Source organism: Streptomyces sp. NPDC020780, assembly GCF_044334475.1.
Classification (GTDB): domain Bacteria; phylum Actinomycetota; class Actinomycetes; order Streptomycetales; family Streptomycetaceae; genus Streptomyces.
In genome coordinates this window covers 164,617-188,680 of record NZ_JBIRTB010000010.1, presented here as the reverse complement: position 1 = coordinate 188,680, position 24,064 = coordinate 164,617, and the positions used below count along the sequence as shown (strand labels likewise).

Genomic DNA, 24,064 nt, shown 5'->3' with positions numbered 1-24,064 from the left:
AATGCGTCGGATGTCCGGGTGTGTAAGTCTGAGCGAGGTCCTTACGGGGCCGCCCCCACGCACCCACACAGGAGTGAACAGCATGGGCATCGCAGACCAGTTCAAGGACAAGGCGCAGCAGCTCGCCGACCAGGCCAAGCAGAAGAAGCAGGGCGGCAAGGGCGAGGGGGCGCAGGAGCGTTCCTCCTCCACCCCCTCCTCCGGCGCTGCCGGCCGGGCCGCCGACAAGGCTTCGGGCCGTGCGTCCGGGATGCAGGACGACGCGCAGGACGCGGCCGACCGGACGCGTGAGCGTTTCGACCGCTGACGTGGCGGGAGCGGGCGGCGTGAGACGCGGTGGTGCGTCTGCGGTGTCCGAGGGGTGCATCCGGCTTCTGTCGGGTGCACCCCTTCTCGTGCGGGGTGGTCCGGGGGGCCGCGGGGGGTGGTGCGGGCCGGGGTGCCGGGTGCCGGGGTGGGGTCGGGCCGCTGCGCGGGGCCTGTTCCCCTACCCGCCCCTTCCCGAACCGTGGGCTCCGCCCCCGGGCCCCCGGTCCTCAAGCGCCGGACGGGCTGGATGGGACGGCCCCTTGTGGGCGGGGCGGGGCGGGGCGGCGGGAGGCGCCCGGTCTTCAAGCGCGCCGGACGGCTGGACGGGCTGGATGGGACTGCTTTTGTGCGTGGGGTGAGGTGGGAGGGTGGCCGGCCTTCGAGCGGGCGGGACGGAAGCGACTGCCGGGCTCCAAGGGCGCGTGTGCAGGCGCGGGCCTCCGGCCCTCGGGCGCCGGGCGGGGCGGAGTTGGAGTGCCGGGTGGTCGGGAGCCGCCCCGCCGCGTCACCTCGGGGGGAGCGTGGGCCTTCGCAGGGTCGGGGCCGTGGCGTAGGTGGGGGGTGTCGCCGCCGGGTGGGCGGTGAGGAGGTCCAGGGCGAGGCGGACCGCGTCGTCCAGGACGGCGTGGCGGCCCTCCGCCCAGTCCAGGGGGGTGCGCAGCGCCTCCAGGTCCGGTTCCACGCCGTGGTTCTCGACGGACCAGCCGTACGTGTCGAACCAGGCCGCGTTCATCGGCACCGTGATCACCGTGCCGTCGACGAGGCGGTGGCGGCCGGTCATGCCGACCACCCCGCCCCAGGTGCGCTGTCCCACCACCGGACCCAGTTTCAGCAGCCGGAAGGCGGCGGTGATCATGTCGCCGTCGGAGGACGTGGCTTCGTCGGCCAGGGCCACCACCGGGCCCCGGGGCGCGTTGGACGCGTACGACACCGCTTGGGCGTTGCGGGTCAGGTCCCAGCCGAGGATCGTGCGGGTGAGCTTCTCGATGACCAGCTCGCTGATGTGGCCCCCGGCGTTGCCGCGTACGTCCACGATCAGCGCGGGGCGCGACACCTCCAGCCGCAGGTCGCGGTTGAACTGCGCCCATCCGGAGCCACCCATGTCGGGGATGTGCAGGTACCCGCACGCGCCGTCGCTCAACTCCCTGACGATCTCACGGCGTTTGGCCACCCAGTCCTGATAGCGCAGGGGGCGTTCGTCGACCAGGGGGACGATCGCGACACGGCGTGAGCGGCCTCCGCACTCGCCCCCCGTGGGTCGGAAGGTGAGCTCGACCGTGGTGCCGCCGGCCGCCGTCAGCAGCGGGTAGGGGCCTGCCACCGGGTCGACCGGCCGGCCGTCGACATGGGTGAGGACCGAGCCCTCCCGGATGCCCGTGCCGGCGAGCGGGGAACGGGCCTTGGAGTCCGAGGAGTCGCCCGGCAGGATGCGCCGCACCGTCCAGTCGCCGTCCCGGCATACGAGGTTGGCGCCCAGCAGGCCGATCGCCCGCTGGTAGTGCGGGGGCCCCTCGTTGCGGCGGGCGGGGGAGACGTACGCGTGGGAGGTGCCCAGTTCGCCCAGGACCTCGCGCAGCAGGTCGGCGAACTCGTCGGGTGTGGCGACGCGTTCGACGAGCGGCCGGTACTGCTCCAGTACGCCGTCCCAGTCGATGCCGCACATGTCAGGCTCCCAGAAGTAGGAGCGGATGATGCGCCCTGCCTCCCCGTACGCCTGCCGCCACTCGGCCGCCGGGTCGACGTCGTGCAGGATGCGGCGCAGATCGAGGAAGACGGTGGAGTCGCCGTCGCCGGGCTCGTCGGACGGGGCGGCCCGCAGTTCGCCGTTGTCCATGACGACCAGCCGCGATCCGTCCCCGCTGACAGCGAACCAGTCGAGGTGGCCGACGAGTTCGGTCCTGCGGGCCTTGGAGACGTTGAAGTGCTCCAGGGTGGGCCGGCCCGACATGTCCGCGGGGTTGGCGAACGTCTCGCCCAGGGCGCCGGAGATCGGCCAGCGCAGCCAGACCAGCCCGCCGCCGCTGACCGGGTGCAGTGCCGAGTACTTCGACGCGGAGACCGGGAAGGGCGTCACCCGGCTCTCCAGGCCCTCGAACTCCACGGTGACCGTGGTGCCCTCGGGGGGCGCGCCCTCGGCGACGTCCACCGGGTCGAGCCCGCCTGCCGCCGGACGGCCGTCCGGGAGCAGGGCGAAGGGGGACGGGGTCGCGGAGGAGAGCGGGACCAGGTACGGACGGCAGCCGAGCGGGAAGGAGAGGTCGCCGGTGTGGACGTCGTACACCGGGTCGAAGCCGCGCCAGGAGAGGAAGGCGAGATAGCGGCCGTCACCCGTGAAGACGGGGTTCTCGTCCTCGAAGCGGCCGTTGGTCACGTCCACGGTCACCGGGGCGTCGGGCCCGGTGATCCTGGCCAGCTTGATCTGCCGGAGCGACCGGCCGACGCCCGGGTGCGACCAGGTCAGCCAGGCGCCGTCGGGGGAGAACGCCAGGTCCCGGACCGGGCCGTTGGTGGAGCGGACGAGCTCGGTGACCTCGCACTCCGAGGCCGTGCGGGGTGGCTGGGCGTCGACCGGTTCGGCGGTCCCGTCCAGGAGTGCCGCCGCCGCTTCCTCCTCCTCTTCTCCCTCCGCCGTGTCGAGCAGCAGGAGACGGCCGTCGTTCGAGGCGATGGCCAGCCGCTCGCCCTGCGGGTCCGAGATCATCTCGTGGACCCGGCCCAGGCGTCCGGAGGCCAGCCGGCGCGGCCGGCGTTCACCGCTGGCCCGGGGGAGGTAGGCGATCTCGACGGCGTCGTCGCCGTCCGCGTCGGTGACGTACGCGATCCGGCCGCTGCTGCCGAGCATCTCCGGCAGCCGGACCCGCACCCCCGGGGAGTCGTGGATCGTGCGGGCGGGGCCGTCCCGGTGCGTGAGCCAGTACAGGCTGCCCCGCACCGAGACGGCGCTCGCCCGGCCCGTCTCGTCCACGGAGAGCGAGTCGACGTGGCTCGCGGCCGGAACCTGGTACGTACGCCGCCCCGCCCGCGGCCCGCCGAGCCGGACCTCCAGCTTCCGCGGTCCGGCGTCCGGCGACTCCAGGTCGTCGACCAGCCAGAGGTCCCCCGCGCACTGGTAGACGACCCGGCTCCCGTCGCTGGAGGCGTGCCGGGCGTAGAACGCGTCGTGGTCGGTGTGGCGGCGCAGGTCGCTGCCGTCCGTCCGGCACGAGTACAGATTGCCGACCCCCTCGTGGTCCGAGAGGAAGGCGATGCGGCGGCCGACGAACATCGGCGCGTCCAGGTGCCCGCCGATGTCCGGGAGCAGCCGCTCGCCGTGCAGCCAGAGCCGCCCGGTCGCCCCGCCCCGGTAGCGCTTCCAGGCCGCCGGCTCGTGCGGCGGCTTGCCGGTGAGCAGCAGGGTGCGCCGCTCCCCGTCGATGTCGGCGACGGCGATGTCGGAGACGGGGCCCCAGGGGAGCTTGCCACCGGGGCCGCCGTCGGTGGGGACGCTGTAGGCCCACGAGAAGTAGGAGAACGGCTGGTTGTGCGAGGACACGGCGAGGATCTGGGAGGTGTCGCCGGGGTCGGGGCTCCAGCCGCAGACCCGGGCGTCGGTCGAACCCCAGTACGTGAGTCTGCGGGCGGGTCCCCCGTCGACAGGGGCCAGGTGGATCTCGGGGTCGAGCGTGCGCCAGGTCGTGTAGGCGATACGGCTGCCGTCGGGCGAGAAGCGCGGATGGCTGACCCTGGTCCGGTCGACGGTCACCCGCCACGCCCGGCCGGGCCGCTGTCCCGCCGGGGCGAGGGGGGAGACCCAGAGGTCGTCCTCGGCCGCGAAGCAGAGCAGATCCTGGTGGAGGTGCGGGAAGCGGAGATACGCGACGTCGTCACTCACATTCCCCATGCTTTCCGCGCGAAGGGCCTGGGGCAACTTGTGGTGCAGGACACAGCGAAACGGTTTGGTTTCGCTCAGGGAAGGGAGTAGGTTCGAAGTGTACGAAACAGTTTCGTTCGCATGGTTGATCACCGGCTGGCGTACGATCCGCAGGCGCGACGGAAAGAGGAGGTCGACCCATGGCACGCAGCCGGCTCACGCCCGAACGGGAGGGTGAGCTGTACGCCGCCGTGCTCGATCTGCTGGGCGAGGTCGGCTACGAAGCCCTCACCATGGACGCCGTCGCCGCCCGCACCCGCTCCAGCAAGGCGACCCTCTACCGCCAGTGGGGGAGCAAGGCCGAGCTGGTCGTCAGGGCGCTCCGGAACAACAAGCCGGTCCACCTTGCCGAGATCGACACCGGTTCGCTGCGCGGCGACGTCCAGGCCGTGCTCCTGCGTACCGACGACTGCCAGATGGAGAAGAACTCCGCGCTGATGCGGGGTCTGACCCATGCCGTCCACGACAACCCCGATCTTTTCCAGGCTCTGCGCGAGCTGCTCGTCGAGCCGGAGATGAACGGCCTGCAGGCGCTGCTCCAGCGGGCCGTGGACCGGGGTGAGGTGCGTCCGGACAATCCCGCGCTCGCCTACGTACCGCACATGATGATCGGCGCCCTCGCCGCCCGCGAACTGGTCGAGCAACGCCCCGTCGACCAGGCGTTCCTCGTCGACTACGTCGAAGCCGTGGTGTTCCCCGCCCTCGGCGTCTGACGCCCGCACTCCGCAGACCTCTCCCCGACGCCCCACCTGACACGCCGCTCTCGTCGTCGGGCTGGTTCCTCACGCCCTTTTCCACTCAACGACCTGACCGGGAGTACCCCTCCGTGGCCACATTCCTCTACAAGCTGGGGCGGCTCGCCTTCCGGCGCCGCCGCTATGTCGCCCTCGTCTGGGTCGCACTGCTGGCGCTCGCCGGGTTCGGTGCCGCCTCCGCGTCCACCGCCACCTCCAGTTCCTTCTCGATCCCCGGCACCGAGGCTCAGCGGGCCTTCGACCTGCTGGAACAGCGCTTCCCCGGAGGCAGCGCCGACGGCGCGACCGCCCGGGTCGTCTTCAAGGCCCCCGAGGGCGAGAAGGTGACCGACGCGGGCAACAAGGCCGAGGTCGAGGAGATCGTCGGCGAGCTGAAGTCCGGTTCGGACCAGATCGCCTCGGTCGCCGACCCGTACACGGCGAACGCCGTCAGCAAGGACGGTTCGACGGCGTACATCTCCGTCTCCTACGACGCCAGTTCCATGGAGCTGACGGACGGGACGCGGGACTCCCTGGAGCACGCGGGGGAGTCCGCGCGGAGCAGCGGGATGACCGTGGAGATCGGTGGTGACGCGCTCCAGGTGATGCCGGAGACCGGGGCCACCGAGATCATCGGAGTCGCCATGGCCGCGGTGGTGCTGGTCATCACCTTCGGATCGCTGATCGCCGCGGGGCTGCCCCTGCTCACCGCGCTCATCGGCGTCGGCATCGGGGTCTCGCTGATCACGGCGCTGGCGAACGTGTTCGACCTGGGGTCCACCACCTCCACGCTCGCCATGATGATCGGCCTGGCGGTCGGCATCGACTACGCGCTCTTCATCGTCTCCCGCTACCGCGCCGAACTGGCCGAGGGCCGGGAGCGGGAGGAAGCCGCCGGGCGGGCCGTCGGGACCGCGGGCTCCGCGGTCGTCTTCGCCGGCCTGACCGTCGTCATCGCGCTGGTCGGCCTCGCCGTCGTCAACATCCCGATGCTGTCGAAGATGGGCTTCGCCGCCGCGGGTACGGTCGTGATCGCCGTCCTCATCGCCCTCACCCTCGTCCCGGCACTGCTGGGCTTCGCGGGCAAGCGGATCATGGGGCGCGCGGCCCGCAAGGCGGCCGAGGCGGAGAACCGGCCCGAGGCGAAGCCGAACATGGGCACCCGCTGGGCGCGGTTCGTGCTGCGCAGGCCCGTGTGGGTCCTGCTCGCCGGAGTCATCGGCCTCGGCACCATCGCCCTGCCGGCCGCCTCGCTCGAGATGGGTCTGCCGGACGACGGCTCCCAGCCGAGGAGCACGACGCAGCGCCAGGCCTACGACCTGCTCTCCGACGGCTTCGGCCCCGGCTTCAACGGCCCCCTGCTGGTCGTCGTGGACACCAGGAACAGCTCGGACGGCAGGACCGCGGTCAGCCAGGTCTCCCAGGAGATCGAGGGCATCGCGCACGTGGCGGCCGTCACCCCCGCCACCTTCAACAAGGCGGGTGACGCCGCGACCATCACGGTCATCCCGAAGGACCGGCCCAGCTCCACCGCAACGGAGCAGGTCGTCCACTCGATCCGTGACGCGGGCGCCGGCATCAAGGACGAGACGGGCGCCGAGGTGCTGGTCACCGGTGCCACGGCGATGAACATCGACTTCTCGCAGAAGATGAACGACGCGCTGCTGCCCTACCTGGCGCTCGTCGTGGGGCTGGCCTTCCTGCTGCTGATGGTGGTCTTCCGTTCGCTGCTGGTGCCCCTGAAGGCGGCCCTCGGCTTCCTGCTCTCGGTCGTCGCGGCTCTGGGCGCCGTCGTCGCGGTCTTCCAGTGGGGCTGGCTCGCCTCCCTCTTCGGGGTCGAGCAGACGGGCCCGATCATGAGCATGATGCCGATCTTCATGGTCGGCGTGGTCTTCGGCCTCGCCATGGACTACGAGGTCTTCCTGGTCACCCGGATGCGTGAGGCGTACGTCCACGGGGAGACGCCCGGTCAGGCCATCGTCACCGGATTCCGGCACGGGGCCCGGGTGGTCACCGCCGCGGCGGTGATCATGATGGCGGTCTTCGCCGGCTTCATCGGCTCCAGCGAGTCGATGATCAAGATGATCGGCTTCTCGCTGGCCGTCGCCGTCCTGTTCGACGCCTTCGTGGTGCGCATGGCCATCGTGCCGGCGGTGCTCGCCCTGCTGGGCAAGCGCGCCTGGTGGCTGCCGCGCCGGCTGGACCGCCTGCTGCCCGACGTCGACGTGGAGGGCGAGGGGCTGCGCAAGGAACTCACCGGCCCGGCTGCCGACGAGGGCCCGCGCGAGACGGTCCGCGTCTGAGCCGTACGGACCCCGGGGCCGCGTCCGAGCGGGACGCGGCCCCGGGGCGCCGGTCGCCTGGGGGGACGGGGGGCCGGAAGGCTGTCCCCCTGCTCCCGGTGGATCGGCGCGCGGCGCCGGGCGCGGTGCGTCGCACGGCGGAGGGACGTTCGCGTACGGGATGTGTACGGACGTTCCGGCACCGCGGTGAGGCGCCGTAGCTGTCGTCGCGTGCCCGCCGGGAGCGGCGGGACGGCCGGGAGGTGGAAGGCCCCCGTGCGCGGCTTGGGTTCTAACGGTCCTCGCAACACCCGCGATCTGTGGGAGTTGCGAGGACCGTGGTCGTTGGACGCGATGGCGTTGCGAGGCTGAGGGAGCGTTTCCTTGCCCGGCTGGATGTTGTGGGGAACGTGACCGTGGTGGCCCGGGAGCTGGGGGTGAACCGGAACACCGCCTTCGGCTGGGCCCGGAAGGCCGGGCGGAGTTCGGTGCGTCTGTCGCGCCGGCATCCCGGGCGGGACGAGTACGAGCGGCTTCGGGCCGCCGGTGTCGTCCGCCGGGCAGCGGCCCGGCAGGTCGGCGTGAACGAGCGCACGGCCAAGGACTGGGACTGGGGCGTCAAGAAGAGCCGCACCACGCGCACCTATGCCGACGGGCGCCGTGTCGACTACGCCACCGGGACCGTCACGATGGGCGGCGTGACCACGGCACCGGTGGGCCTGACGGCCCTGGAGAAGCAGCTTCACCCGCGGTTTCTGACGCTCGCCGAGCGCGAGAAGATCCGCGACCTCCGCGCGGCGGGTCAGTCGCTGAGGGCGATCGGACGGGCCCTGGGGCGTTCGGCGAGCACGGTCAAGCGGGAGATCGACGCGAACGCGGGCCGCGAGGGCTACCAGCCCTACGCCGCCCACCGCGCCGCCGCCGCGCGCAGGCCCCGGCCCAAGGAGCGCAAGCTGCTGCGCGAGGGACGGCTGCGCCGCTTCGTCCAGGACCAACTGCGCAGGAGGTGGTCACCGGAGCAGATCTGCCACGCTCTGACTACGGAGTATCCCAACGACGAGAGCATGCGGGTGAGCGTGGAAACGATCTACCAGGCGCTGCACTTCCCGTTTCAGGCCCGCGGCGGCCTGAAACGGGAAGTGCAGGCAGCCGTCCGCTCCGGCCGGACCCGCCGCAAGCCACGCCGCGACCCACAGCGGCGTACCCCACGGTTCACCGACCCGATGGTGATGATCAGCGACCGCCCCGCCGACGTAGAGGACCGGGCCGTGCCCGGCCACTGGGAAGGCGACCTGATCATCGGCGCAGGCGGGCGCTCCGCGATCGCCACCCTGGTCGAACGCAGCACCCGCTACACCATGCTGGTCCACCTGCCGGGCGGAGCCCACGATGCCGAGACCGTCCGCGACGGTCTCGTCGCCACGATCCAGACCCTGCCCGCCCACCTGCGCGGCTCGCTCACCTGGGACCAGGGCAGCGAGATGGCACGCCACAAGCAGTTCAGCATGGCCACCGGCATGCCCGTCTACTTCTGCGACCCCGCCTCGCCCTGGCAGCGCGGCTCGAACGAGAACACGAACGGGCTGCTGCGGCAGTACTTCCCCAAGGGCACCGACCTGAGCGTCCACAGTCCCGAAGACCTTGAACACGTCGCCCAGGAACTCAACGGCCGCCCACGCAAGACGCTCGGCTGGGATACCCCAGCCGAGCGCCTACGTGATCTACTCACCACCTAGAACCAGGCGGTGTTGCGACGACCCCTTGAACCCAAGCGGCACGGGGGCCTTCCACGTACGCCGGCGGGTGCGGGGCACTACGTCACGTGACGGGGCCGGTGACCGAGGCGGACGGGCGTGGCGTTGACGCGTCCCGGGCGGGGCTCTCGGGCCGCGTGCGTGCCAGGAAGCGGATCAGCGGGGCGACGTCGAACTGCAGCACGGTGACGCCGTCCGCCGCGTGCAGTTCGAGGATCAGCTGCGCCCGGCCGCACGGCCAGATGCGTATGTCGCCGCGCGTGACGGGGGCGCGCAGTCCGCGTTCCAGGAGGTCACGGCCGACCGGCCGGTCGGTGCCGTCGGGAAGCCGGAGGTGGACGGTCCGCGGGTCGTCCGGGTCGCAGCGCAGGTCCACGGGGATCTTGCGGGGCTCGGGGCCGTCCGTGATGAGCCGGGCTCGGACGTGTTCGTGGGTCGAGAGGGACATGGCCGGCTCCTCCTGTGGGGAAATCTCTCTCATAAATGTCCCATATGTTCGTAATGAGGCATATCGAGAGCTACGTAATCCGAGGGTGCGCTACCTGGGTCTCCTGCGCTCTTGCGAGCTGTTTGCAACTGGGTCCTATCATTGAGCGGTTCCCGACCCCGCCCGCAGCATCGCCCGGAACCCGAAAAGCGGAGCCACTCCATGCATGTACCCGACGGTTTCATCAACGCACCCGTCTCCGCCGTCGCGGGGGTCGTCGCCGCCGGCGCGGTAGCGGTCAGCCTGCGCGGTGCCCGGCGCGAACTGGGAGGAGAGCGCACCGCCCCGCTGGCGGGGCTCGTCGCCGCGTTCATCTTCGCCGTCCAGATGCTGAACTTCCCGGTCGCCGCCGGTACGAGCGGGCACCTGCTGGGCGGGGCGCTGGCGGCGATCCTGGTCGGCCCCTGCACCGGCGTGCTCTGCCTGGCGGTCGTCCTCCTCATGCAGGGCATCCTCTTCGCCGACGGCGGCCTCACCGCGCTCGGCGTGAACATCACCGTCATGGGCGTCGTCACCACCGTCGTCGCGTACGCCCTCTTCCGGGGGCTGACCGGCGTCCTGCCCCGCACCCGCCGTTCGACGACCGCGGCCGCCTTCGTGGCCGCGCTGGTCTCCGTACCGGCCGCCGCCGCCGCCTTCACCCTGATCTACGCCGTGGGCGGCACCACCGACGTCCCCGTGGGCAAGGTCCTCACCGCCATGGTCGGCGTCCACGTCCTGATCGGCCTGGGGGAGGCCGCGATCACCGCGCTGACCGTCGGCGCGGTCCTCGCCGTCCGGCCCGACCTCGTCCACGGGGCCCGGGGGCTCGCCGTCCCGCTGAAGCTGCGCGTCGACGGCGAACTCGTCGACGCCCCGGCCCCTGCGGCCGCCGCCCCCGCCGCCGCCCCGCGCTCCACCCGCAAGGTCTGGGCGGCCGGCCTGGCCGCCGCGCTGCTCCTGGCCGGTTTCGTCTCCTTCTACGCCTCCGCGAGCCCCGACGGCCTGGAGAAGGTCGCGGCCGACAAGGGCATCGACGAGAAGGCCCGGGAGCACGGCGCGGCCGGCTCCCCGCTCGCCGACTACGGCGTCAAGGACGTGGACGACGCGCGCCTGTCCGGCGGACTCGCCGGAGTGATCGGTGTCGGCGCCACCGTCGTCGTCGGCAGCGGCATCTTCTGGGCCGTCCGCAGGCGCCCTGCGCCGCAGGCCCCCGTCACCCGCACCACGGAGTCGGTCTGACATGGGCGCCGGCCACGCGCACAAGCTCTACCGGCACGGGCACTCGCCGGTCCACGCGCTTCCCCCGCACTGCAAGCTCGCCGCCGTCCTCTGCTTCGTCCTGGTGGTCGTCTCGACCCCGCGCGAGGCCGTCTGGGCCTTCGCGCTGTACGCGCTGCTGCTCGCCGCCGTCGCCGCCGCCGCCCGGATCTCCGCCGGCTTCCTGCTCAAGCGGCTGGTCATCGAGGTGCCCTTCGTCGCCTTCGCACTCCTCATGCCGTTCGTGGTGCCGGGGGAGCAGACGGAACTGCTCGGCGTGTCCGTCAGCGTCCCGGGCCTCTGGGGCGCCTGGAACGTCCTCGCCAAGGGCACCCTCGGCGTCGCCGCGTCCGTGATCCTGGCCTCCACCACCGAACTGCGCTCCCTGCTGCTCGGCCTCCAGCGGCTCCGGATGCCGCCGCTGCTCGTCCAGATCGCCTCCTTCATGATCCGGTACGGGGACGTGATCGCCGACGAGCTGCGCCGGATGTCGATCGCCCGCCGCTCCCGCGGTTTCGAGGCGAGCGGGGTACGGCACTGGGGCGTACTCGCCAAGACGGCGGGCGCCCTGTTCATCCGCTCCTACGAGCGCGGCGAACGCGTCCACCTCGCGATGGTCAGCCGCGGCTACACGGGCGCCATGCCCGTGATCGACGAGATGACCGCCTCCCGCACCCAGTGGGCGTACGCCTGCGCACTCCCCCTGACGGCCCTCGCCGTGTGTCTGCTGGGATGGACCGTATGAGCCTGCCCTCCGCCCCCGTGCCGTCCCTCGAGGTCAGCGGCCTCGCCTACGCCTACCCGGACGGCCACCAGGCCCTCTTCGGCGTCGACCTGACCGTGGCCCGCGGCGAACGCGTCGCGCTCCTCGGGCCCAACGGCGCGGGCAAGACCACCCTCGTCCTCCACCTCAACGGCATCCTCGACGCGGGAGCCGGCACCGTCCGGGTCGCCGGGCTGCCCGTCGGGAAGCGCGACCTGGCCGAGATCCGCCGACGGGTCGGCATCGTCTTCCAGGACCCCGACGACCAGCTCTTCATGCCGACCGTCCGCGAGGACGTCGCCTTCGGGCCCGCGTCGGCCGGACTGCGCGGCGCCGAACTGGAGGAGCGGGTCACCGACGCCCTCCGGCAGGTCGGCATGGAGGAGTTCGCGGCCCGGCCGCCGCACCACCTCTCCTTCGGCCAGCGCCGCAGGGTCGCCGTCGCCACCGTCCTCGCCATGCGGCCGGAGATCCTCGTCCTGGACGAGCCCTCCTCCAACCTGGACCCGGCCTCCCGCCGCGAACTCGCCGACATCCTGCGGTCCTTGGACGTCACCGTGCTGATGGTCACCCACGACCTGCCGTACGCCCTCGAACTCTGCCCGCGCGCCGTCATCCTCAGCGACGGGGTGATCGCCGCCGACGACCGTACGCAGGACCTCCTGTGCGACGAGGAACTGATGCGCGCGCACCGGCTGGAACTGCCCTTCGGCTTCGACCCCCGGTCCGTGGCCGTCCCGCGTCCGTGAACAGAGGGTGACCCGCCACCCGCCCGGCCCGCGGCGCGATGCACCATGGGGGGATGAGCGGGAGCGCGGGAGCAGGCGTGGATGTACGGGGAACGGTGACACCGGGGTTCGAGGCGGTACGGGACGCCTTCGTCCGTAACTTCGAACAGCGCGGGGAACGGGGCGCGGCCGTGGCCGTCTACCGTCACGGCCGCAAGGTCGTGGACCTGTGGGCCGGCACGAGGGACGTCGACGGCAGCGAACCGTGGGCCGTCGACACCGTCCAGGTCGTCCGCTCGGCCGGCAAGGGCGTCGCCGCCGCCGTGCTCCTGCTGCTGTACCAGCGCGGGCAGGTGGACCTGGACGCGCCGGTCGGCACGTACTGGCCGGAGTTCAAGGCCAACGGCAAGGAGCGTGTCCTCGTACGCCACCTCCTCGCCCACCGTGCCGGACTGGCCGCGCCGGACCGGACGCTGACGCCCGGTGAGGCGGTGGACGGCGTCACCGGGCCGCAGGCGGTCGCCGCCCAGCGGCCCGGCTGGGAGCCCGGAACCGACCACGGCTACCACGCCCAGACCTTCAGCTGGCTCATCGGCGAGCTGGTGCGCAGGGTCACCGGGCGCACCATCGGCCGCTGGGTCGCCGAGGAGATCGCCCGCCCGCTCGGCCTGGACTTCTGGTTCGGACTCCCGGCGGACGAGGCGCACCGGATCGGGCGGATCGGCCCCGTCGAACCCCCGCCGGCCGAAACCGGTGGCACGCTGCGCATGCGCCCCAAGCGGTCCGTCGTCGAGGCCTACCGCGACCCCGCCTCGCTCACCCGCCGCGCCTTCGGGGCGATCGACCCCTTCCCCGACGAGAACGACCCCGCCTACCGCGCGGCCGAACTCCCCGCGTCCAACGGGGTCGCCACGGCACGCGGTCTCGCCCGCTGCTACGCGGCCATGATCGGCGAGGTCGACGGCCACCGGCTGTTCGCCCCCGCCACCCTCACCCTGGCCCGCACCGAGGAGTCCGCGGGACCGGACCGGGTCCTGGTCGTCTCCACCCGTTTCGGCCTCGGTTACATGCTGCACGGCCCGGCCGCCCCGCTCCTGGCCGCCGGGTCCTTCGGCCACCCGGGCCGTGGCGGCTCGCTGGGCTTCGCCGATCCCGAATCGGGCGTCGCCCTCGGCTATGTGACGAACGGTCTGCAGAAGGGAGTCACCGCAGACCCCCGTGCCCAGGCCCTGGTCAGGGCAGTACGGTCGGCGCTATGACACCTCCTGCACGCTTCCACGGACACGCCGCACTCCTCACCGGCGCGGGCCGGGGCATCGGCGCCGCCACCGCCCGCAGGCTGGCCGCCGAGGGCGCGGCCGTCCTCGTCACGGACCTGGACGCGGCCCGCGCCGACCGCACCGCCGAGGAGATACGGGACCAGGGCGGGACGGCCGCGTCCCTGCGCTGCGACGTCGGCGACCGGGCTTCGGCCGAGGCGGCGGTGGCCCACGCCGTCGCCGCCTTCGGGCGGCTCGACGTCCTCGTCAACAACGCGTACGCCAACCACGAGGACGCCGCCCTCTTCGAGGACGAGGCGGACGAGCCCTGGGCCCACACCCTCGACATCACCCTGAGCGGCCCCTACCGCTGCTCCCGCGCCGCGCTTGGGCACCTGGTGGCCTCCGGCCGGGGCGCGATCGTCAACATCGGCTCGGTCAACGGCGAACAGGACTTCGGCGGACACGCCTACAGCGCCGCCAAGGCGGGCCTCGCCAGCCTGACCCGTACGCTCGCCGGTCACGCCGGTCCGCGCGGCGTCCGCGTCAACCTGGTCGCCCCCGGCACCATCCGCACGGACGCGTGGGCGGGCCGCGACGCCGACCTGGAGCGCGCGAGCGCCCTCTACCCGCTCGGGCGGATCGGCGAACCCGACGACATCGCGGCGGCCGTCGCCTTCCTCGCGTCGCGGGACGCCGCCTGGATCACCGGCACGACCCTGCGGGTGGACGGCGGACTGCTCGGCTCCCACAACGGTTTCCGCGACGCGATGCGGGGCGACGGCGAGGACGGGACCCGGTAGCGGGCCCGGGGCCGCCCGGCGGGCGCGGTGCCGTCCCCGCGTGTCCCAGGGGCGCCCCCGGGACGAAGCAGATCCGGGACGGACGAGGAGCGCCCCCGGCCTCGGTTGCCGGGCCGGCGCAGGCTCCGGCGAACCGGGGTGGGCGTCGCAGGCGCTCACGCGCCGCACGCTGTTCAACGGCCGGGCGCGCACTCCCCGGTCATCCCGGGGGTGCGCGCCGTAGGCCGCAGGACGCCGCTCAAGGGCCGGCGCGCAGGACCTGGGCGACCACCGGGCCGGCCGCGTCGCCGCCGTGTCCGCCGGACTGGACGACGGCCGCTGCCGCGAGGTCGTTGCTGAAGCCGGTGAACCAGCTGTTGGAGGTGGACTGGCCGTCGACCTCGGCGGAGCCCGTCTTGGCGCCCTTGTCGCCGCCGACCGTGGCCATGGCGGGGGTGCCGGTGCCGCTCGCGGCCGTCGCGGTGTAGCGCATCATCTCGCGCAGTTGCTGCGCCGTGCCGGCGGGAAGGGGCCGGGCGGTGGCGAACGGCCGGTCGTCCAGGTCGCGGGCGACGATGTGGGGCTGCTTGAAGGCACCGTTCTTCGCGGTCGCGGTGACCGACGCCATGTTCAGCGGGCTCATGAGGATCTTCCCCTGGCCGATGTACGAGGCGGCGGTCTCGGCCCCCGACGACTCCGGGACGCTGCCGTCGAAGGACGGTATGCCGGTCTCCCAGGTCTGCCCGAGGCCGAAGTAGTCGCGGGCCTCCTGGCCGAGTGCGGTACCGGCCCGGTCGCCGAGAGGCTTGACCGGCTTGATGAACGCGGTGTTGCAGGACCGGGCGAACGCTTCCCGCAGCGTGCCCCCGGCGAGGGAGAAGTCCTTGAGGTTGTGGAAGGTCACGCCTTCCCACGACACGGTGGACGGGCACTCCACCGTCCCGCTCATGGATCCGAGACCGTTCTGGATGATCATCGCGGCCGTCACGATCTTCATCGTGGAACCGGGGGCCAGCCGGCCCAGCATGGCCGCGTCGTAGGCGTCCGCCCGGTTGTTGGCGATCGCCTGTATCGCCCCCGTCGACGGCTGGATCGCCACCACGGAGGACTCCCCGAACCGTTCGACCGCCTTCTCGGCCGCGGCCTGGACCTTCGCGTCGAGCGTCGTCCGCAGCGTGCCGGGCTTCCCCTCGGCGAGCGTCAGCAGCGTGGTGCCGGCGAGCTGCTCGTCGGCGGGCTCGATCCAGGTCTCGACGCCGGGGGAGCCGCCGGCGCTGTCGCCGTACTTCTTGCGCAGGGTGTCCAGGACCGGGCCCAGCGAGGGGTACGTCTCCTTGTCGAGCACCGTGCCGTGGCGGTCGACGGCCTCGATCGCCGCCGTCGAGGACTCACCGGTCCTCAGCGTCGCGCCCTCGGTCAGCCGCGGGTGGACCACCGCGGGCTGCCAGTCGACGAGCGCCTTGCCGGTGGTCAGGCCGCGCACCACGGTCAGTTCGGAGGCGTACGACCAGGGTTTCGTCCTTCCCTCGTACGACACGGTCGCCTTCACCGTGAACGGCACCTTCGCGCCGACCGCGGGGCCCGGGGTGATCACCGCCTCGGTGACGTGGGCCTCTTCGGTGTAGCCGGTCAGCAGCGGCTCGGCGGCGGCCTCGTTGTTCGTGAGCAGGGCGGCGGCCGTCGCGTCGCCGGACGCCCATGCCGTGAGGAAGCCCTTCGCGGTCTCCTCGATCTCCTTGCCGGTGGGCGGCCCGGTCCGTACCTCGGTGGAGGCCGCCTGGGTGCCCGTACCGGCACCGCCGCTCCCACCGCCCCCGACCACGCTGTACGCGCCGTAACCGATCCCCCCGGCCGCGAGCACGAACACACCGCCGACCACGGCGATCTTCGTTCCGCTTCGCATCGGACACCCCTCCCCGTAGCCCCTTGAACCTGTTTCGGTACGTGTGTGTACGTGTGTAGGCCAAGGGGATTCCTGGGGGACTGTACGGGACGGCAGAGACCGGTGAAACGTTCGTTACCGGAACGGAACGCGCGCCGTGAGAGCGCTTTCCTCCCCCTCCCGGGTCATACCCAGCTGTCCAGCCACATCCGGTCGCGCCAGGAGTTCTCCGGGAGGGAGGTCCCCGTGTAGAGCGGCCAGAAGTACACGAAGTTCCAGACGATCAGCAGCACCAGCACCCCCGCCGCGATCGCCCCCAGGGTGCGTCTGCGCTCGCCCGTGGGGTCGGCCGTACCCAGACCCACGCGGAGCCGGGTGCCCGCACCGGCCGCGGGGCCCAGCAGGGCGCCGATCATCATCGTCACCGCCAGGCACAGGAACGGCACGAACACGACCGCGTAGAAGAGGAAGATCGTCCGCTCCTGGTAGAAGAACCACGGCACCCAGCCCGCCGCGACACCGCAGGCGATTGCGCCCGCCCGCCAGTCGCGTCGGAAGAACCAGCGCCACAGCACGTACAGCAGCGCCACGCACCCAGCCCACCACAGCAGCGGGGTACCGATGGCCAGCACCTCACGCGCGCACTTTCCGGTCACCGACGTGGTGCAGCCCGCCTTCTCCTCGTAGAAGTACGAGACGGGGCGGCCCAGCACGATCCAGCTCCACGGATTCGACTGGTAGGTGTGCCCGGAGGTCAGGCCGACGTGGAACTCGTACACCTGGTTCTCGTAGTGCCACAGGCTGCGCAGCCAGTCGGGCAGCCAGGTCCAGCTGCCGCCCTTGCCCTCGGTGGCCGCCCAGGTGCGGTAGTAGCCCTTGCCCGTGACGATCCAGCCGGTCCACGAGACGAGGTACGTGCCGATCGCGACCGGCACCGTCGAGACGAAGGCGGGCAGCAGGTCCCGCAGCACCACGGCGCGGTAGGGCCGCACCGCCCCCGCCGTACGCCGCGCGCCCACGTCCCAGAGCACCGACATCACGCCGAACGCCGCCAGGATGTACAGCCCGTTCCACTTCGTCGCGAAGGCCAGGCCGAGCATCAGGCCCGCGGCGATCCGCCAGGGGCGCAGCCCCAGGCGGAGCTCCTCGGCGACGTACGCGTCGGGGCGCAGCACACCCTCCTCGTCGACCGGCAGCGCGGCGGCAAGCCTGCGGCGGGAACGGTCCCGGTCGATGAGCAGGCAGCCGAAGGCGGCCAGGACGAAGAACATGAGCACCAGGTCGAGCAGGGCGGTGCGGCTCATCACGAAGTGCAGCCCGTCCACGGCCAGCAGCGTGCCCGCCAGGCAGCCGAGGAACGTCGAGCGGAAGAGCCGCCGGCCGATCCGGCACAGCATCAGCACGGAGACCGTGCCCAGCAGCGCCACCATGAAGCGCCAGCCGAACGGGGTGAACCCGAAGAGCTGCTCGCCGAGCCCGATGACCCACTTGCCGACCGGCGGATGGACGACGTAACCCGGGTCCACCGGGACGTCCACCGCGGACGGGTCCTTGAGGATCAGCCTGTCGACGTCCTTGGGCCAGGAACCCTCGTACCCCTGGTTGATCAGCGCCCAGGCGTCCTTGGCGTAGTACGTCTCGTCGAATATCACCGCCTTCGGGCTGCCCAGGTTCCAGAAGCGCAGCACACCGGCGACCAGCGCCACCAGGAGCGGCCCGCCCCAGGCGGACCAGCGCACCACGTGCTGCGCGAGGGCCGGCGGCACGGCGAGCACCTCCCAGAACTGGCGTCCCGGGCGGGTGTACGGCGGATCCAGGCGCTCGCGCAGCCCCGTCTCCGGCCGTGGGGAATGGCCGAAGCGGCGCAGCCGCTGCTGCCAGGAAGGCGGCTGGTCGCCGGTGTGATCCCCGGCGTCGTTGCCCTGCTGGGCCTCGGGCGCAGTACTCGTCACCGCGCCATCGTAGGGAACGCTTCTGTGCGAAGGGCGCCGCCCGGGCTGGGAGGATGGGCGATGTGACTGGAACGACTGGAACGCTCGTACTCGCAGGGACCCCCATCGGCGACGTGGCGGACGCCCCGCCGCGCCTCGCCGCCGAGCTGGAGACGGCCGACGTCGTCGCGGCCGAGGACACCCGGCGGCTGCGCCGGCTCACCCAGGCACTGGGCATCCGGACGACGGGGCGTGTCGTCTCCTACTTCGAGGGCAACGAGTCGGCGCGTACCCCGGAACTCCTGGAGGCGCTGACGGGCGGCGCGCGCGTCCTGCTCGTCACCGACGCGGGGATGCCGTCCGTGTCCGACCCCGGCTACCGGCTGGTCGCCGCCGCGGTGGAGGAGGACATCAAGGTCACCGCCGTGCCCGGCCCGTCGGCCGTGCTGACCGCGCTCGCCCTGTCCGCCCTGCCCGTGGACCGCTTCTGCTTCGAGGGCTTCCTGCCGCGCAAGGCGGGCGAGCGGCTGGGGAAGCTGCGTGAGATCGCGGACGAGCGGCGCACGATGGTCTTCTTCGAGGCGCCGCACCGGCTGGACGACACCCTGGCCGCGATGGCCGAGGTGTTCGGCGCGGACCGCCGGGCCGCCGTGTGCCGGGAGCTGACCAAGACCTACGAGGAGGTGAAGCGCGGCCCGCTGGCCGAGCTCGCCGCCTGGGCGGCCGAGGGTGTGCGCGGCGAGATCACCGTGGTGGTCGAGGGCGCCACCGCCTCCGGGAACGAGGGCCTGGACGCCGCCGAGCTGGTGCGCAGGGTGCAGGTGCGCGAGGAGGCGGGGGAGCGGCGCAAGGAGGCCATCGCGGCCGTCGCCGCCGAGGCCGGGCTTCCCAAGCGTGAGGTCTTCGATGCGGTGGTCGCGGCAAAGAATGCGGCTCGGACCGGCCCGTCGCAGGGCAAAGGACTAACCTGAAAAGTAAAGCGCGAGCCGCGTACCGGGCGCCTGGGCCATGGATCGGTTAAGAGCGTTCCAACACTCGGCAGACCTGGTGCGTCGCCGCCGGGAAGAGCGTCCACTTGACGATGGAAGGCATTTCCGGAGTGCTTGTCCGGAGTGCTTGTCCGCGGACAAGAGGAGCAGGCATGGGTGACACCGCAGCGACCACTGTGCACGAGGCGTACGCGTTCGCCTGCATGAGATGCGGGCACGGCTGGGAACAGGCCTACGAGATAGAACACCACGTCGACGGCTCCGGCCAGGCGTTCGTGGTGTACAAGGCGGACGGGGAGCGCGTGCCCTCGCCGCTGTCCACTCCGACCTGCGCGAACTGTGGCGCGCACGTCGTGCGGATCATGCGGTCCGGACGGGTCTCCACCGTCCAGCAGCTGCTCCGGCAGCAGCAGGCCGCCCGGGAGCGGGGGAACGCGGAGGAGGCCGCCGTGCCCGCCGCCGCGCAGGCGCCGCACCACTGGCATCTGTCCGATCTGCTGCATCCCTTCCACCGGCGGTGATGCCGGGGCCCGTGCCCTCGTAGAGTCGTGGGCATGAGCCGTACCGACGCCCCGCCGCTGCCCGAACCCCTCCGGGTCCCGGTCGCCGATTCGCACACCCACCTGGACATGCAGGAGACAACCGTCGAGGAGGGCCTCGCCCGGGCCGCGGCGGTCAACGTGACCGCCGTCGTCCAGGTGGGCTGCGATGTGGAGGGTTCGCGCTGGGCCGCGGAGACGGCGGCCGCGCACCAGTCCGTACACGCCTCCGTCGCCCTGCACCCCAACGAGGCGCCGCGCATCGTGCACGGGGACCCGGAGGGCCGGCCGGGCCAGGAGGCGAGGGCACCGGGCGGGAAGGCGGCACTGGACGAGGCGCTCGCCGAGATCGACGCCCTGGCCGCGCTCGGCCACGTACGGGGGGTCGGCGAGACCGGCCTGGACCACTTCCGTACGGGCCCTGGCGGGATGGCCGCGCAGGAGGAGTCCTTCCGGGCCCACATCGAGATCGCCAAGCGGCACGGCAAGGCCCTCGTCATCCACGACCGCGACGCCCACGCCGACGTCCTGCGCGTCCTGGCCGACGCGGGCGCCCCGGAACGGACCGTCTTCCACTGCTACTCCGGGGACGCCGAGATGGCCCGTGTCTGCGCGGCGGCCGGCTACTTCATGTCGTTCGCGGGCAACGTCACGTTCAAGAACGCCCAGCCACTGCGCGACGCGCTGGCCGTCGTGCCCACCGAGCTCCTTCTCGTGGAGACGGACGCCCCCTTCCTCACCCCGGCGCCGTACCGCGGACGGCCCAACGCGCCCTACCTCATCCCGGTGACGCTCCGTGCCATGGCCGCGGTGCGGGGCACCGACGAGGACACGCTGGCCGCCGCGATCTACGACAACACCGCGCGGGCGTTCGACTTCTGAGCCCGCGCCCGCGTCGATCCGTGGCCGCGCGGTTCCGTACGGCCACGGTCGGTCCGCGGCCGGCCGGCCACAGAGCGGTCGGCGTGCGACGCGTGGCGATCAGCGTGGGGCGCGTGGCGGCCGGCGTGCGACGCGGGCGCGGAACCCGCGGGTCCCGGAACCCGACAGCCGGTCTCCACACCCGCAGCGGGCCGCGGAACCTGGGCCCCGCGGCGGCCGTAGGCTTAACGGGTGAGCACCACAGAGCCCGACGCCCTCCTGGGCCCCGCAGACATCCGCGAGCTGGCCGCAGCGCTGGGCGTACGCCCCACGAAGCAGCGCGGCCAGAACTTCGTCATCGACGCCAACACGGTCCGCCGGATCGTACGGACCGCCGAGGTACGACCCGACGACGTCGTGGTCGAGGTGGGGCCCGGGCTCGGCTCGCTGACCCTGGCGCTGCTGGAGTCGGCCGACCGGGTCGTCGCCGTGGAGATCGACGACGTCCTCGCGGGCGCCCTGCCGGCCACGGTCGCCGCCCGGCTGCCGGAGCGCGCCGACCGCTTCGCCCTGGTCCACTCGGACGCGATGCTGGTGACGGAGCTGCCCGGCCCGGCGCCGACCGCCCTGGTCGCCAACCTTCCGTACAACGTCGCCGTACCGGTCCTGCTGACCATGCTGGAGCGCTTCCCCACCATCGAGCGGACGCTCGTGATGGTGCAGGCCGAGGTCGCCGACCGGCTGGCCGCCAAGCCGGGCAACAAGGTCTACGGGGTGCCGTCGGTCAAGGCCAACTGGTACGCGGAGGTCAAGCGCGCGGGGTCCATCGGCCGCACGGTGTTCTGGCCCGCCCCGAACGTCGACTCGGGCCTGGTGTCCCTGGTACGGCGTACGGAACCCGTCCGCACCGCCGCGAGCAGGACCCAGGTCTTCGCCGTCGTCGACGCCGCCTTCGCCCAGCGGCGCAAGACGCTGCGCGCGGCCCTCGCCGGCTGGGCCGGCTCGGCTCCCGCCGCGGAGGCGGCGCTGGTCGCGGCCGGAATCTCGCCGCAGGCCCGCGGCGAGTCGCTGACCGTCGAGGAGTTCGCCGCCATCGCCGAGAACAAGCCGGAGCCCTCCGCATGACCCACAGCGTCACCGTCCGCGTACCCGCCAAGGTCAACGTGCAGCTCGCGGTCGGCGCCCCGCGCCCGGACGGCTTCCACGACCTGGCCAACGTCTTCCTCGCCGTCGGCATCCACGACGAGGTCACCGTCACCCCTGCCGACGCCCTGCGTGTCACCTGCTCGGGGCCGGACGCCGCCCTCGTCCCGCTGGACACGACGAACCTCGCCGCCCGTGCGGCGATCGCCCTCGCCGGGCGGCACGGCCTCGCACCCGACGTCCACATCCACATCGCGAAGGACATCCCCGTCGCCGGCGGCATGGCTGGGGGCAGCGCCGACGGCGCCGCCGCACTCCTGGCCTGCGACGCCCTGTGGAACACCGGGTCGAGCCGCGACGAACTGCTCGCCATCTGCGCGGAACTGGGCAGCGACGTGCCGTTCAGCCTGATCGGCGGGGCCGCGCTCGGCGTCGGCCGGGGCGAGCAGTTGACCCCCGTCGATGTCGGCGGCGCCTTCCACTGGGTCTTCGCCGTCGCCGACGGCGGGCTCTCCACCCCGGCGGTCTACGGCGAGTTCGACCGCCTCACCGCCGGTACCGACGTACCGGAGCCCACCGCGTCCCCCGCGCTCCTGGCCGCACTGCGCGCCGGGGACACCGCCGCGCTCGCGGACAGCCTGAGCAACGACCTCCAGCCCGCCGCCCTCTCGCTGCGCCCCTCGCTGGCCGGCACCCTCGCGGCGGGCACCGCGGCCGGGGCGCTGGCCGCACTCGTCTCGGGTTCCGGGCCGACCACGGCGTTCCTGGTGTCCGACGCGGAGTCGGCGCACAAGGTCGCGGACGCGCTGCTCACGTCCGGCACCTGCCGGGAGGCCCGTACGGCGGTGTCCCCGGCGCCGGGCGCCACCGTCGTCTGACACCCCCCGTCCGACAACAGCCGTTATCGGACGGGAATTGAGCGCGGCAGCGCTACCGCCCTCCCCCGGGGCCCGGTGCGACCGGGTGCGCGTGGGGCCACATGTGCGTGAACCGGCCGAGGTCACACCCGCACCCGGGACTTCGCCGGCCGGCTGCTGGTGGAGCGCGCCGGGCGGTAGCCGCCGCCCGGCCGCGGGTCCGGTCAGGGGCCGTAGTGGTACCGGCAGGCCGCGACACGGATCTCGTCGCCGGCGACCTTGTAGATCAGGCGGTGCTCTTCGGTGATCCGGCGGGACCAGAACCCCTGGAAGCCGTGCTTCAAGGGCTCAGGCTTGCCGATGCCCTCGTTGCCGTTGCGGGCGACGTCCTGGAGCAGACTGTTGATCCGCCTGAGGATCTTCCGGTCCTGCGCCTGCCACCAGACGTAGTCGTCCCAAGCCGCCTCGTCCCAGACGAACTTCACTCCGCCAACTCCCGAACGGTGCCCCCGCCGCTTTCCAGACGGTCTATCGAAGCCAGCAGGCGGCGCGCGTTCTCAGGGCTCCGCAGCAGGTAGGCCGTCTCCTTGAGGGACTCGTACTCGTCGAGTGCCACTATCACCACGGGGTCGTGGCCGGCCCGCGTGACGATCACTTCCTCGCGATCGTCGACGACCGCGTTGAGGGTCTCGGCGTACTTGGCCCGGGACTCGGTATAGGTCATGGTCCGCACGGGTGCCTCCTCTGTCACGTACGACATCCTGTACGTACAGGATACTGTACGTGTTGATGGGGTACTCGTCAGCCCAGCTCCAGGCTCTTCTTCGCCAGCTCGTACGCCGGCAGCATCGCCTCGTGCTCCTCGGAGTCCAGCCCGCCCAGGTGCACCACGACCGGGCCGTCCGCAGTGGCGACGGCGAAGGCCCGCTCCGTCTTCCGCTCGTCCAGCAGCTCGACCTCCACCGTGTACGTGACCTCCACGGCCGGCACCGATCCCGCCACGGTGTCGCCGTACGAGGCCTTCCCCGCGTTCGGGTCGCCGGCCACGAAGTCCTCCAGCGCCGCCCGCGGGGTCGTAGCGGCCCCCTTGCCCTGCCAGACCCGGAGGTAGCCGATGTTCCCGGCCGGCTTCGCGTCGATCTCGCAGACCATCGTGGCCGAGCCCTGCTGCCCCAGCGCCACGAGCTCGGAGCCGGGCTCCACCTTCACGGCCTGCGGCTTCCAGTCCGCCGCCAGGTCGAAGGTCACCGGCAACGCGCACGCCGAACCCGGACCGCCGAGCGTGCCGCCCTTCTCCGGGAGCGCGCCGGCCTTCGCCGGGGACGCGTCCGCACCGGCCGCCGAGGGAGCGCCGTCCCCGTTCTTGCCCGCCTCCGCGCCACCGCCGGACGCCGGCGAACAGCCGGCCAGCGCCGCCGTGGCCAGGACCGCCGGGAGCAGAGCCCGTATCGCGTAGCGCACCATGAAATCCCACCCCTGAAACGTGCCGTACCGCTGTGACCAGGGGGCACTCCCCGTGATCGATCGCCGCACGCTATCGCACCCCACGCGGCGACTACGCTGGTACGTCGAGAGCGGACGTCGTGCGGCCCCGGAACCGGGGCCCCCGAGGCAG

21 protein-coding genes are annotated in these 24,064 nt (G+C 72.5%); 14 read left to right on the top strand and 7 right to left on the bottom strand.

Translation table 11 applies throughout. The features are described 5' to 3' along the window. The first annotated feature begins 82 nt into the window (after positions 1 to 82). On the top strand, positions 83 to 307 hold the full coding sequence (locus ACH4VO_RS21055) for a hypothetical protein (RefSeq protein ID WP_360987129.1): 225 nt from the start codon (positions 83 to 85) through the stop codon (positions 305 to 307). A gap of 507 nt (positions 308 to 814) precedes the next feature. Here ACH4VO_RS21055 and ACH4VO_RS21050 read toward each other — a convergent pair. Continuing rightward, positions 815 to 4,180, bottom strand: a complete 3,366-nt coding sequence (locus ACH4VO_RS21050; RefSeq protein ID WP_360987131.1) for a S41 family peptidase — start codon at positions 4,178 to 4,180, stop codon at positions 815 to 817. Positions 4,181 to 4,359: 179 nt separating this feature from the next. Between ACH4VO_RS21050 and ACH4VO_RS21045 the strand changes: the two genes are divergently transcribed. From ACH4VO_RS21045 to ACH4VO_RS21035, 3 genes are all read left to right on the top strand, one after another. Then, the gene (locus ACH4VO_RS21045) at positions 4,360 to 4,932 is read left to right on the top strand and encodes a TetR/AcrR family transcriptional regulator (protein ID WP_360987133.1); all 573 of its coding nucleotides are present in this window, start codon (positions 4,360 to 4,362) and stop codon (positions 4,930 to 4,932) included. A 113-nt stretch (positions 4,933 to 5,045) separates the two neighbouring features. Beyond that, on the top strand, positions 5,046 to 7,256 hold the full coding sequence (locus tag ACH4VO_RS21040; protein ID WP_360987135.1) for an MMPL family transporter: 2,211 nt from the start codon (positions 5,046 to 5,048) through the stop codon (positions 7,254 to 7,256). A gap of 668 nt (positions 7,257 to 7,924) precedes the next feature. Continuing rightward, a complete protein-coding gene (locus tag ACH4VO_RS21035; protein WP_360987384.1) occupies positions 7,925 to 8,971 on the top strand; it encodes an IS30 family transposase in 1,047 nt (348 codons plus the stop codon). Between the two features lie 82 nt (positions 8,972 to 9,053). On the opposite strand, the gene ACH4VO_RS21030 is transcribed toward ACH4VO_RS21035, so the two are convergent. Next, on the bottom strand, positions 9,054 to 9,437 hold the full coding sequence (locus tag ACH4VO_RS21030) for an SsgA family sporulation/cell division regulator (protein ID WP_360987137.1): 384 nt from the start codon (positions 9,435 to 9,437) through the stop codon (positions 9,054 to 9,056). Positions 9,438 to 9,638: 201 nt separating this feature from the next. Between ACH4VO_RS21030 and ACH4VO_RS21025 the strand changes: the two genes are divergently transcribed. The 5 genes from ACH4VO_RS21025 (at position 9,639) to ACH4VO_RS21005 (ending at position 14,268) form a co-directional block, all read left to right on the top strand. Further along, complete coding sequence (locus ACH4VO_RS21025) at positions 9,639 to 10,697, top strand: energy-coupling factor ABC transporter permease (RefSeq protein ID WP_360987139.1); 1,059 nt, start codon at positions 9,639 to 9,641, stop codon at positions 10,695 to 10,697. Position 10,698: 1 nt separating this feature from the next. Further along, positions 10,699 to 11,460, top strand: a complete 762-nt coding sequence (cbiQ, locus tag ACH4VO_RS21020) for a cobalt ECF transporter T component CbiQ (protein WP_360987141.1) — start codon at positions 10,699 to 10,701, stop codon at positions 11,458 to 11,460. Beyond that, the gene (locus tag ACH4VO_RS21015; RefSeq protein WP_360987143.1) at positions 11,457 to 12,227 is read left to right on the top strand and encodes an ABC transporter ATP-binding protein; all 771 of its coding nucleotides are present in this window, start codon (positions 11,457 to 11,459) and stop codon (positions 12,225 to 12,227) included. The genes cbiQ and ACH4VO_RS21015 overlap by 4 nt, the downstream gene beginning before the upstream one ends. Positions 12,228 to 12,304: 77 nt before the next feature. Beyond that, positions 12,305 to 13,465, top strand: coding sequence for a serine hydrolase domain-containing protein (locus ACH4VO_RS21010; protein ID WP_360987145.1), 1,161 nt, complete (start codon positions 12,305 to 12,307; stop codon positions 13,463 to 13,465). Beyond that, on the top strand, positions 13,462 to 14,268 hold the full coding sequence (locus tag ACH4VO_RS21005; protein ID WP_360987147.1) for an SDR family NAD(P)-dependent oxidoreductase: 807 nt from the start codon (positions 13,462 to 13,464) through the stop codon (positions 14,266 to 14,268). The genes ACH4VO_RS21010 and ACH4VO_RS21005 overlap by 4 nt, the downstream gene beginning before the upstream one ends. A 238-nt stretch (positions 14,269 to 14,506) precedes the next feature. Here ACH4VO_RS21005 and ACH4VO_RS21000 read toward each other — a convergent pair whose 3' ends face one another. Together ACH4VO_RS21000 and ACH4VO_RS20995 are read right to left on the bottom strand one after the other, a co-directional pair. Continuing rightward, positions 14,507 to 16,150, bottom strand: coding sequence for a penicillin-binding transpeptidase domain-containing protein (locus ACH4VO_RS21000; RefSeq protein ID WP_360987149.1), 1,644 nt, complete (start codon positions 16,148 to 16,150; stop codon positions 14,507 to 14,509). Positions 16,151 to 16,314: 164 nt separating this feature from the next. Next, positions 16,315 to 18,081, bottom strand: coding sequence for a phospholipid carrier-dependent glycosyltransferase (locus tag ACH4VO_RS20995; protein ID WP_360987151.1), 1,767 nt, complete (start codon positions 18,079 to 18,081; stop codon positions 16,315 to 16,317). 53 nt (positions 18,082 to 18,134) lie between these two features. Between ACH4VO_RS20995 and rsmI the strand changes: the two genes are divergently transcribed. From rsmI to ACH4VO_RS20970, 5 genes are all read left to right on the top strand, one after another. Continuing rightward, positions 18,135 to 19,031 (top strand): 16S rRNA (cytidine(1402)-2'-O)-methyltransferase, encoded by an 897-nt coding sequence (gene rsmI / locus ACH4VO_RS20990; RefSeq protein ID WP_360987153.1) that lies wholly within the window; start codon positions 18,135 to 18,137, stop codon positions 19,029 to 19,031. A gap of 170 nt (positions 19,032 to 19,201) precedes the next feature. Then, positions 19,202 to 19,570: a hypothetical protein gene (locus tag ACH4VO_RS20985; RefSeq protein ID WP_360987155.1), complete on the top strand. Its 369-nt coding sequence runs from the start codon at positions 19,202 to 19,204 to the stop codon at positions 19,568 to 19,570. Between the two features lie 33 nt (positions 19,571 to 19,603). Next, the gene (locus tag ACH4VO_RS20980; protein ID WP_360987157.1) at positions 19,604 to 20,470 is read left to right on the top strand and encodes a TatD family hydrolase; all 867 of its coding nucleotides are present in this window, start codon (positions 19,604 to 19,606) and stop codon (positions 20,468 to 20,470) included. Positions 20,471 to 20,701: 231 nt separating this feature from the next. After that, positions 20,702 to 21,574: a 16S rRNA (adenine(1518)-N(6)/adenine(1519)-N(6))-dimethyltransferase RsmA gene (rsmA, locus tag ACH4VO_RS20975; RefSeq protein ID WP_360987159.1), complete on the top strand. Its 873-nt coding sequence runs from the start codon at positions 20,702 to 20,704 to the stop codon at positions 21,572 to 21,574. Further along, positions 21,571 to 22,470, top strand: a complete 900-nt coding sequence (locus ACH4VO_RS20970) for a 4-(cytidine 5'-diphospho)-2-C-methyl-D-erythritol kinase (RefSeq protein ID WP_360987161.1) — start codon at positions 21,571 to 21,573, stop codon at positions 22,468 to 22,470. The genes rsmA and ACH4VO_RS20970 overlap by 4 nt, the downstream gene beginning before the upstream one ends. 203 nt (positions 22,471 to 22,673) lie before the next feature. Here ACH4VO_RS20970 and ACH4VO_RS20965 read toward each other — a convergent pair whose 3' ends face one another. The 3 genes from ACH4VO_RS20965 to ACH4VO_RS20955 form a co-directional block, all read right to left on the bottom strand. Next, entirely contained in the window at positions 22,674 to 22,934 is a 261-nt protein-coding gene (locus ACH4VO_RS20965; protein WP_360987163.1) for a Txe/YoeB family addiction module toxin, read from the bottom strand. Then, positions 22,931 to 23,182, bottom strand: coding sequence for a type II toxin-antitoxin system prevent-host-death family antitoxin (locus tag ACH4VO_RS20960; RefSeq protein ID WP_360987386.1), 252 nt, complete (start codon positions 23,180 to 23,182; stop codon positions 22,931 to 22,933). The genes ACH4VO_RS20965 and ACH4VO_RS20960 overlap by 4 nt, the downstream gene beginning before the upstream one ends. Positions 23,183 to 23,250: 68 nt before the next feature. Further along, positions 23,251 to 23,913, bottom strand: coding sequence for a lipoprotein (locus ACH4VO_RS20955; RefSeq protein WP_360987165.1), 663 nt, complete (start codon positions 23,911 to 23,913; stop codon positions 23,251 to 23,253). Positions 23,914 to 24,064 lie beyond the last annotated feature (151 nt).